General features: G+C 62.3%; 1 protein-coding gene. It reads left to right on the top strand.

The features are described from left to right. On the top strand, nt 1-448 hold a 448-nt coding region (locus ACNFOC_RS55380), incomplete at both ends, for an ABC transporter substrate-binding protein (RefSeq protein WP_416966444.1).

Below are 448 nucleotides of genomic sequence, written 5' to 3'. Positions count from 1 at the left end.
CGATTCGATCGAGATGAAGGGCGGCGGCGATGCCGTCTCGGCCGCGCGCGCGGTGATCCAGACCGGCGAATATGATTTCGGATGGAACATCCAGGTCGAGGACGACGTGCTGCTGCGCCTGGAGAAGGGCGGCAAGGGCAAGACCATCTATGCCGTGGGCGGCGACACCGAGTTCATCGCGCTCAACTTCACCGATCCGAACGTTGAGGTCGACGGCGAGAAGTCCTCGATGAAGACCAAGCATCCTCTGTTCTCCGATCCGGCGGTGCGCAAGGCGCTGTCGATGCTGGTCGACCGTGACTCCATCAAGAAGGCGATCTATGGCCGCGCCGGCCGCACCACCGCCAACTTCCTCAACGGTCCTGAGAAGTTCGTCTCGAAGAACACCAGCTGGGAGTTCAACATCGAGAAGGCCTCGAAGCTGCTCGACGACGCCGGCTGGAAGCCC

The sequence above is a fragment of the Streptomyces colwelliae genome (assembly GCF_048158785.1).
In the GTDB taxonomy this organism is placed as follows: Bacteria; Actinomycetota; Actinomycetes; order Streptomycetales; family Streptomycetaceae; genus Streptomyces.
Note: the sequence above shows the minus strand (reverse complement) of the source record. Positions and strands in the feature narration are given on the sequence as shown.